Source organism: Teichococcus deserti, assembly GCF_001982615.1.
Classification (GTDB): Bacteria; Pseudomonadota; Alphaproteobacteria; order Acetobacterales; family Acetobacteraceae; genus Pseudoroseomonas; species Pseudoroseomonas deserti.
The window spans coordinates 1-8231 of the sequence record NZ_MLCO01000154.1; the positions used below are offsets into that span (position 1 = coordinate 1).

Consider the following 8231-nt stretch of genomic DNA (forward strand, 5'->3'; position numbering starts at 1 on the left):
GGGCAGCAGCATCCTGCCCCTCGACCGGCTGGCGCGGGTGGTGCCGATGCCGGCGCTGGCCCCGGCGCCGGGCATGCCGCCGGGCGCGCTGGGGCTGGGCCTGGCCGCGGGCCTCGGCGCCGGCGAGGGCGCGCCGGTGCTGGTGCTCGACCCGCGCCAGCTCGATGCGGCCCTGCCCGAAGGCCGCGACGCCCCGCTGCTGGCGGTGCTGGCGATCGGGGCGAAGCTGTTCGGCCTGCCCTGCGACCGGGCGACGCCGCTGACGGACGCACAATCCTTGGAGTTCAGCGCGATGCCGGCCGGCCGGCTGGCGGCCGCCCTGGCCGCGAGCCCGGCGCTCGGCCGGCTGGCGCCGCCGCACCAGGCGCTGCCGCCGCCGCCGCCCGCGCCGACCCGCAGCCTGATGCTGGCCCGCGCCGGCGAGCAGCTTTTCGCCCTGCCCGTCGAGGAGGTGGCCGGCGTCGTGCCGCCCCAGGCGCCGGCGCCGCTGCCCGTCGGCGCTGGGCTCGACGCGCCGGACGGGGTGGTCGCGCATCGCGGCGACGTGCTGCCCGTCGCCGATGCCGGGCGGGCCCTGGGCGGGGCGTCGGTGCTGGCGCCGGGGCAGGCGGTGCCGCTGCTGCGCCTGGCCGGGCCGCAGCCTCTGGCGCTGGCGGTGACGGCGGTGCTGGGCCTGCGCGCCTTTCCGCTGGCCGGCATGGTGCCGCTGGGCGAGGACGGCGTGGTCGCCGCCCTGCTGCCCTTCCAGGGCCTGCCCCTGCCGCTCTGCCGCGCCGGCGCGCTGGCCCGCGCCGCTGCCGGGAGCGCTGCGTGATCCGGGTCCTGGTGGTCGACGACAGCGGCTTCATGCGACTGGCGCTGAAGCGCATCATCGAGGCGGATGGCGACCTCAGGGTGGTGGGCGAGGCCGCCAACGGCGCGACCGCGCTGGAGCTGGCGGCGCAGCTGCGCCCCGATATCGTGGCGCTCGACGTCGAGATGCCCGGCATGGACGGGCTGGAGGTGACCGAGCGGCTGATGCAGCTGCCGGCGCCGCCTGCCATCGTCATGGTCAGCCACCACACCCGCGACGGGTCGGAGGCGGCGCTGGCGGCGCTGGCCCGCGGGGCGGCCGATTACCTGTGGAAGGGCTCGGCGCTCTCGGGCCTGGATCTCGGCCAGATCGACCGCGAGCTGCGCGGCCGGCTGCGCCACTGGGCCGGGCAGCGCGCCCGCGCCCGCACCGAGGGCGAGAGCCCCGCCGCCGCGCCGCTGCCGCTGCCGGTGCTGGACCCGCCGCCGGCGCTGCCGCCGCTGCGCCGGCTGGGCGCCTGCGACGTGCTGCTGCTGGGCGCCTCGACCGGCGGGCCGGATGCGGTGGCCGAGTTTTTGGGGGGTGCCGGCGTGCTGCCGGTGCCCTGCCTGGTGGCGCAGCACATGCCGGCCGATCTGGGCCCCGATTTCGTCCGCCACCTGGCGCGGCGCAGCGGGCTGACGGTGCGCCTCGGCGAGCGCGGGCTGCATCCGGCGGCCGGCGAGATCGTCGTCCTGCCCGGCGGCACTGACGGCCATCTGGCCCGCGCCGCCGATGGCGGTTTTCTGCTGCGGCTGGCGGCTGGGCCGGGGCCGGTGCATCCCTCGGTCGACCTGCTGTTCCAGTCGGCGGCGCTGGTGGCGCGGCGCGCCATGGCGGTGGTGCTGACCGGCATGGGCCGCGACGGCGCGGCGGCGGCGGCGGCCCTGGCGGCACGCGGCGCGCTGCTGCTGGCGCAGACGCCCGACAGCTGCGTCGTCGCCGGCATGCCGGTGGCCTTCGCCGAGGCCGCCCGCGCCCATGGCGCCGAGGTGGAGCTGGCGACGCCGACGGCGCTCGGCCGCCGCGCGGCGCGGCTGCTGGCGCGCTGAGCCCCAGGCGACAGGCCCCGCAAAACCGGTCATGCTGCCGCCGCGTTCCAGCGAGGGAGCGCATCGGATGGAGCAGGGCATGGCGGAGCCGCTGGACCCGGAACTGCTGGAAGCCTTCCTGCCGGAATGGCTGGACGGGGCGGTCGCCCTGGCCTCGGCGGCGACGCCGGAGGAAGCGCAGCGCATGATCGACCGGCTGCGCGCCATGGCCGCCGCCTTCGGCATTGCTTCCCTGACCCGGATGATGGAGCCGGCCGCGGCGCTGCTGGAGGAGCCGGGCATCCCCGGCATCCCGGCGCTGGGCGAGGCGCTGGCGCATCAGGCCGAGGCCATCGCCGCCGCCGGCCATGACCTGCCGCCGCCGGAAGCCGCGCCGCCGCCCGAGACGACGCCCTCCGTCGCTGAGACGGCGCAGGCGCCGCGCATCCGCGCCCTGGTCGTCGACGACAGCGCCATGATGCGCCGGCTGGTGCGCGAGACGCTCTCGGCCGACCCGGATTTCGCCGTCGTCGGCGAGGCCGCCGACGGCCGTGCCGCCCTCGGGCTGATGGGCGAATTGCAGCCGGACCTGACCATGCTGGATATCGAGATGCCGGTGCTCGACGGCATCGGCACGCTGCGCGAATGGGCGCTGGCCGGGCATGGCGCGGTGGTCATCGTCTCCTCCGCCGCGCGGCCGGGGTCAGAGCTCGCGGTGCTGGCGCGGCGGCTGGGCGCGGCCTCGGTGGTCGGCAAGCCGTCCGGCGCCTTCAGCCCGGATCTGCGCGACCGACAGGGCGATGCCATCCTGCGCGCGGCGCGGCGGGCGGTCGGCCTGCCGGCGCCGCTGGGCGCGGAGGGCTGAGGCGATGCTGGGCGATGACGACGCGCTCTGGGGCGAATTCGCCGCCGAGACCGAAGAGCATCTCGACACCATCGAGGCGGTGCTGGGCAGCGGCGGCGCGGCGCTGGAGCGCGAGCAGGTCAACACCCTGTTCCGCGCCTTCCACAGCCTGAAGGGCATGAGCGACGCGCTGGGCGCCCCCGGCATGAAGAACGTCGCCCATGTCGCCGAGGATATTCTTGGTAGTGCCCGCTCGGGGAAGCTGGTGGTCGACGCGGCTGTCAGCGGGGTGCTGCTCGGCGCGGTGGATGCGCTGCGGCGGCAGCGGGCGGCGGTGTTGGCGACGCATCAGGACGAGCCGGCCGACCCCGCGCTGATCGTGCAACTGCAGCGGATCGCCGGGGGGACCGCGCCGACAACGCCTGCGCCCCGCCCGCCGCCACCACCGGTGGCGGCAACTGAAAAAAATCCGTTGGTGGGGGTGGTGGCGTCGCGGGTGGTGCTGGCGGTGCCGATGCTCGGCCACCTGGCCGGCGAGACCGTCGCCGCCCGCGACCCCGCCGCGCTGCAGGAAGTCGAGGAGCTGGCCGAGGCCGCCGCCCTGCTCGGCCTGGCGCGGCTGTCGGCCGGTTTCTCGACGCTCGCCGATGCGGCCGGCAGCATCGCCGCCCTGCCGGCCTTGGGACTTCTGCGCCGCCAGCTGGAACGGCTGGAGGACATGGCCGGCGAAAGCGCCGGTGCCGCCGAAATCCCCGGCGCCACCCGCGGAGAGCTGGCGCCGCGGCTGGCGGGTTTGGCCGTCCGGCTGGCGGCGCTGACCGAGGGGCATGGCGATGCGCCGGCCCTGGCTGCCGCGGCCCGCGCCGCGGCGGCGGCGGCCTGCGCGCTGGGGCAGGAGGCGCTGGAAACCCTGCTGCTGACCCTGGAAGACCTGGCCGACCGCGCCGGCGACCCCGATGCCGCCGCGGTCCTCGCCATCCAGGGCCCGGCGCTTGCCGAGCGCCTGCATGCCGCGGCCGAGGGCGAGGCGCTCGCCCCCCGCGCGCTGCCCCCCGCCGAGGCGGCGGCCGAGGCGCTCGACCCGCGCCTGCCGGCCGCCTTCCGCGGCAGCATGGGCCAGGCGGCGCGCGGCCGGGCGCTGGCGGCGCTGGCTGCCGGGCAGCGGCTGTTCGTGGCGCGGCTGGCGCTGGGCCAGGATGCGGCGATCGAGAACGCCATCGGCGCCTGGCTGCATGAAGAGGCCGAGGTGCTGGCCAGCCGTAACCTGCCGCCCCCCGCGCCGGAGCTGGCCGCCGAGCTGGAAACGCTTTTTGCCAGCGGCGCCGAGCTGTCGCTCCTCCAGGCGCATGCCCGGGCGCTGGACCCCGAGCACCGCGTGCTGCGCGACCTGGCCCTGCTGCCCGAGGCTGGCGTCGAGCATGCCGAGGCTGGCCCCGTCACCATGCGGGTGCGCCAGGAAACCATCGACGGCATCATCAACCTGCAGGCCGAGGTGCGCGCCGCGGCGCTGTCGCTGTCGGAGACGCTGCAGGAAGGCGGCGGCCGCGGCGCCATCGGGCGGCTGGCCGCGCTGGAGCAGTGGCTGCCCGGCAGCGTCGCCCCCCACCTGGCCAATGCGCTGGAGCGGCTTCGACGGGTGCAGGATGCGATGGAAGGCGCCGAAAGCCGCCTGACCCTGTCGCTGCGCCGGCTGGACGAGGCGGTGATGGAGCTGCGCGTCGTCCCCATCGGCACGCTGTTTTCCCGGCTGCCCCGCGTCGCCCGGGCGGTGGCCCGGGCCAGCGGCAAGGAAGTGGAGCTGCTGCTGGAAGGCCAGGAGGTCGCCATCGACCGTAGCCTGGTCGAGTTGCTGGCCGATCCGCTGCTGCATCTGGTGCGCAACGCCGTCGACCACGGCGTCGAATCGCCGGCCGAGCGCGCGGCCGCCGGCAAGCCCGCCCGCGGCACGCTGAAGATTTCCGCCGCCCGCCGCACCGGGCAGATCCGCGTGCGGGTTTCCGATGACGGCGCCGGGATCGATCGCGACCGGGTGCTGGCGCGGGCGGTCTCGCGCGGGCTGATCAGCCCGGCGGAGGCGGCCCGCATGCCGCCCGACGAGGTGCATGGCCTGCTGTTCCGCCCCGGCTTCTCGACCTCGGAGACGGTGACGGAAACCTCCGGCCGCGGCGTCGGGCTGGACGTGGTGCAGGATGCCGTGCGCCGCGCCGGCGGCACGCTGGAGGTCACCAGCGTGCCCGGCCAGGGCAGCAGCTTTTCGCTGCGCTTGCCGCTGACCGCCGCGGTGCAGACGGTGCTGCTGGTCGAGGTCGGCGGCCACCCCTATGCGCTGCCCGCCGGCCGCGTCGATTCCGTGGTCGAGCGCGATGCCCTGCCGCCCGGCGCCGAGCTGCGCCGCCTGTCCGAGCTGCTGAACCTGCCCGCCGCCGAGGAGGCCAGCGAGGGCGCCATCGTCATGCTGCGCAGCGGCGGCCGGGTGCTGGGGCTGGCGGTGGACCGGGTGCAGCGGCGCTCCGACCTGCTGCTGCGGCCGATGCATCCGGTGCTGGCCGGGCTGCCGGGGGTGGGCGGCGTCGGCGTGCTGGGCAATGGCGAGCCGGTGGTGCTGCTCGAGCCCGACGGAATGTGATTCCGTTCATGGCCGCCAGGGCAGCGTGCCCGGCGGCAGTTTTTTGGCGAACGCTGTCGCCAGGATCATCAGCGCCGCGGTGACCAGCAGGGCGAGACAGCTGGTCGCCGCGGCCTGCGGGCCTTGCCCGGCATCCTGCAGGTTGAAGACCAGCACGCCCAGCGTCTGGCTGCCCGGCCCGTGCAGCAGGGCGCTGACGGTGACCTCGTTGACCGCCATCAGCAGCACCAGCAGCCCGCCGGCGCCCAGGGCGGGGGCCAGCAGCGGCACTTGCACCCGCCACAGCCGCCGCAGCGCGCCCGCGCCGAGCGATTGCGCCGCACGGTCCAGCGCCGGGTCCAGCCGCGCCGCAGCCGCCGCGACCGGCCGCAAGGCCAGCGCCTGGAACCGCGCCAGATACGCAAAAAGAATCAGTCCCAGCGTGCCATAGACCGCGCCGCCGCCCGGCAGGCCCAGCACCAGCAGGATCACCGAGACCGCGGTGCAGGCGCCGGGCAGGGCATAGGGCAGGTCGACCCCCAGCGTCGCCCAGCGCACTGCGCGACGCCCCTGGTGCAGTGCGATCGGCAGCGCGGCCAGCGCCAGCAGCAGCGCGGCGCCGCCGGCCAGCAGCAGCGAATGCCCCAGCGCCGACAGCGTCTGCGCGCCCGGGGCGAGGCTCGCCGCGAAATGCCGCAGCGTGGCGTTGGCGGGGGTCAGCGGCACCCCGGTCGCCGGCGCCAGGGCCGTGCAGAGCAGCGCCAGCAAAGGCAGCGCCAGCACCGCCAGCAGATAGAAGACCAGGATCGGTAGCGCAGCGCGGGTGGCGGGGTTGGTCGGCAATGGCCGGAAGGCGCGGCCATTGCCGCCGCCCCAGGCGCCGGCGCGGGCGGCGGCGAATTGCAGCCACAGCCCCGGCAAGGCCAGCGCTGCCAGCAGCAGGGACAGCGCCGCCACCTCGGCCAGGGCGGCGGGGCCGATGGACGAAAGCTTCTGCCAGATCAGCAGGGTCAGCAGCGGGTAGCGGCCGGGGATGCCGAGCAGCGCGGCGATGCCGAAATTGCCCAGCGCCGCCACGAAGGCCAGCCCCATCCCCGCCAGCAGCCCTGGCAGCAGCAGCGGCGCCACCACCCGGCGCAGCGTCGCCGCCGGCCCCGCGCCCAGGCTGCCGGCCGCAGACAGAAAATCGCCCGGCAGGCGGCGGGCCAGGCCGGCGAGGGCCAGCAGCACCAGCGGCGCCCCCTGGATGCCCAGCAGCAGGATCATCCCCCCCGGCCCGTAGAGCGGGTTCGGCGTGCCCAGCGGCGGCGCCATTCCCAGCGCCAGCAGCAGCGGGGACGACGGCCCCCCGAGCTGGCTGAAGCCCAGCGCCATGATCTGCGGCGGCACCAGCAGCGGCAGGGCGCTGCAGAACAGCAGGAAGGACCGGGCGGGCAAAGCGTGCAGCAGCAGCAGCCAGGCCTGCAGCGCCCCCAGCGTCCCGGCCAGCAGCGCGGCGGAGGCTGCGACGAACAGGCTGCGTCCGGCAGCGCGCCAGATGCCCGGGTCGCCGGCCAGGGCGGGCAGGGCCGCGCCGGGGGCCTCGGCCAGCAGGCGCAGCGCCGGGGCCAGGCCGATCGCCGCCAGCCAGAGCAGCGCCGCCCAGGCGAGTGGCGGCAGTCTGAACTTACTGGCCGACAAGGCTGGCGAAGCGGCGCAGGTCGGCGCTCAGGCTGGCGCTGGCCGCCGCCACGTCGAAGGGCAGCAGCGTGATGGTCTTCGGGTCGGGGAAGCCGGCCGGCGGGGCGACGCTCGGATCGGCCGGCAGGAAGCCCTGTTCCGCCGCCAGCGCCTGGCCCTCAAGCGACAGCAGAAACGAAAGAAAAGCGGCGGCCGCCTCGGGATTGCGGCTGGATTTCAGGATGGCGGCGGGCTCGGTGATGGCGCTGACGCCTTCGCGGGGCGCGATGAAGCGCAAGGGCGCGCCCTGGGCGGCCTCGCGGATCGGCAGATAGTCGACGATGATGCCGAAGGCGCGCTCGCCGCCGGCGACGGCTTGCAGCACGGCGCCGTTGCCGCCCCGCGGCTGCAGCCCGGCCGCCGCCAGCTTCTCCCAATAGGCCCAGCCCAGCGCCGGCGACTGCGCCACCGCCTGGACATGGATCGCCGCCGCGCCGGAGACGGCGGGGGAGGGCATGGCGGTCAGGTTGCGCGCCTCGGGCTTCAGCAGGTCGGCCCAGGACGTCGGCGCAAACGGCGCGCGGGCATGGGCGACGATGCCGGTGGTCAGCAGCTTGGTGGCGAAATAGCAGCGCTCGGCGTCGTGCCGTTCGGCGGGGACGCCGCCCAGGGCGACCTCGGGGCTCGGGCGCAGCAGGCCCTCGCGCTTCAGCCCCTCGAAGGTCAGGCTGTCGGCCAGCAGAAGGACATCCGCCTTGGGGGCGCCGGCGGCGAGCTCGGCGCGCAGCCGCGGCAGGATCTGGTTGGTGCCGCCGCGGATCCAGTCGACCGCGACGCCCGGATGGCGGGCGCGGAAGGCGGCCACCGTCTTGGCCGCATCGGGCTCCAGCTGGCTGGTATAGAGGGTCAGGCGGCCGCCCAGCCCCTGGGCGCGGACCAGCGAGGGCATCGCCAGCGGGACTATGAGTCCCAGCTTCAGGAAGCTTGCGCGCCGCATCATCGGGAACCCTCCACTGGCCCAAGCCGCCTCCCTAACGCCGGCAGGGCCCGTCGGGCAGGGGGGGTGGGTGAAGTTTCCATGACGGTCCCCCCATGTTTACAGGGCCAGGGTGCGATCTTATGACGAAGCTCCCCGTCGAGGCGCCAGAAGGGCCCGGCGGGCCATGCACAAACGGGAGGGCTTGCAGGCGATGGATACGGACAACGACATCCTCTTCGACCGGCTGGACGGCGGGATCAGCCGCGTCACCTTCAACCGGC

General features: G+C 75.9%; 6 protein-coding genes. 4 read left to right on the plus strand and 2 right to left on the minus strand.

Annotated features, from left to right (window positions below):
- The 4 genes from BKE38_RS32870 to BKE38_RS15935 all read left to right on the plus strand — a co-directional run.
- A partial coding sequence (locus tag BKE38_RS32870; protein WP_131829614.1) for a chemotaxis protein CheW occupies positions 1 to 814 on the plus strand: 814 nt, incomplete at its 5' end.
- The gene (locus BKE38_RS15925) at positions 811 to 1884 is read left to right on the plus strand and encodes a chemotaxis protein CheB (protein ID WP_083747585.1); all 1074 of its coding nucleotides are present in this window, start codon (positions 811 to 813) and stop codon (positions 1882 to 1884) included. The genes BKE38_RS32870 and BKE38_RS15925, both read left to right, overlap by 4 nt.
- Before the next feature lie 79 nt (positions 1885 to 1963).
- Positions 1964 to 2728 (plus strand): response regulator, encoded by a 765-nt coding sequence (locus tag BKE38_RS31535; RefSeq protein WP_131829615.1) that lies wholly within the window; start codon positions 1964 to 1966, stop codon positions 2726 to 2728.
- 4 nt (positions 2729 to 2732) lie between these two features.
- The gene (locus tag BKE38_RS15935) at positions 2733 to 5333 is read left to right on the plus strand and encodes a chemotaxis protein CheA (protein ID WP_076958282.1); all 2601 of its coding nucleotides are present in this window, start codon (positions 2733 to 2735) and stop codon (positions 5331 to 5333) included.
- A 6-nt stretch (positions 5334 to 5339) separates the two neighbouring features.
- Here BKE38_RS15935 and BKE38_RS15940 read toward each other — a convergent pair whose 3' ends face one another.
- Together BKE38_RS15940 and BKE38_RS15945 are read right to left on the minus strand one after the other, a co-directional pair.
- Positions 5340 to 6992, minus strand: a complete 1653-nt coding sequence (locus BKE38_RS15940) for an ABC transporter permease (RefSeq protein ID WP_083747588.1) — start codon at positions 6990 to 6992, stop codon at positions 5340 to 5342.
- Positions 6979 to 7971, minus strand: coding sequence for an ABC transporter substrate-binding protein (locus BKE38_RS15945; RefSeq protein ID WP_242662377.1), 993 nt, complete (start codon positions 7969 to 7971; stop codon positions 6979 to 6981). Before BKE38_RS15945 ends, BKE38_RS15940 begins: the two co-directional genes overlap by 14 nt.
- Positions 7972 to 8231: the final 260 nt, after the last annotated feature.

Bases quoted from the DNA above. Each gene is read 5' to 3' on its own strand.
- BKE38_RS31535 (WP_131829615.1), top strand. From the start codon at position 1,964: ATGGCGGAGCCGCTGGACCCGGAACTGCTGGAAGCCTTCCTGCCGGAA.
- BKE38_RS15935 (WP_076958282.1), top strand. From the start codon at position 2,733: ATGCTGGGCGATGACGACGCGCTCTGGGGCGAATTCGCCGCCGAGACC.
- BKE38_RS15945 (WP_242662377.1), bottom strand. From the start codon at position 7,971: ATGATGCGGCGCGCAAGCTTCCTGAAGCTGGGACTCATAGTCCCGCTG.